1 protein-coding gene and 1 pseudogene are annotated in these 667 nt (G+C 48.1%); both read left to right on the top strand.

Annotated features, from left to right (window positions below; translation table 11 throughout):
- The first annotated feature begins 130 nt into the window (after positions 1 to 130).
- Positions 131 to 334 carry a hypothetical protein gene (locus PG766_RS16710; RefSeq protein ID WP_004614949.1) on the top strand — a complete coding sequence of 68 codons (204 nt, stop codon included), beginning with the start codon at positions 131 to 133 and terminating at the stop codon, positions 332 to 334.
- A gap of 248 nt (positions 335 to 582) precedes the next feature.
- Positions 583 to 667: pseudogene (locus PG766_RS17275) on the top strand (DUF3847 domain-containing protein); the annotation flags it as partial.

The raw sequence follows: 667 nt of genomic DNA, 5'->3' as shown, positions 1-667 counted from the left end.
CCCTGACTGCAATACTGCCGCACTTTCCAAAGGGGCATACAGAGGGAAAAACCTTAAAAATGATACCGAGACGCTACACCAAAACAGCCTATCTGCGTACATCAGATAGAAACGGAGAAAGGAGCCGGTTATGGCAAGAATGAGCAACAAGCGACGGCTGGAATGGTCTTTCTTCTTAAATGACCGCAGCCGTATCACTTACAACGAACTGTGCCGGAAATGCCAGCACGAATGCAAACAGAGCTTCCGGGCGGTTGTGGTTGACTGCCCGAAGTATCTTTCCAAGCGTTCCAAGAAAAAGGACAAAACTGCCGGAAACGGCAAAATCCCTTAGGAACTAAGGGCGCACTTCTATACATAGTCTAAAGACCATGTATCGTGCGTCCTGTGGAGCTTACCTCTGTCGCTGATAAAATCAGCAATCCGAGGTCTGCGTTCGCTTCGCTCCGACAAGGTGGCTACACCCCCCTTGCGCCGCTAAGGCGGCTATCCCCTGTGTACCCTCCGAAAAGAGAAATCCGCTCTGCGGTTTTCCCTTTTCATCGGGTTTTATAGAAGCACTGACACACGGACTGTCTGCGGATGGTCTTTCTTTATCTTATAAGTAAAGGATGTGAGAACATGGAAAAATCTTTGGAACAGTTGAAACAGGAATATGAAAAAACCA

This window comes from Coprococcus sp. LG101-27, from assembly GCF_027695515.1.
Taxonomy (GTDB): domain Bacteria; phylum Bacillota; class Clostridia; order Lachnospirales; family Lachnospiraceae; genus Allocoprococcus; species Allocoprococcus comes.
This window is presented reverse-complemented; position numbering and strand designations above follow the sequence as displayed.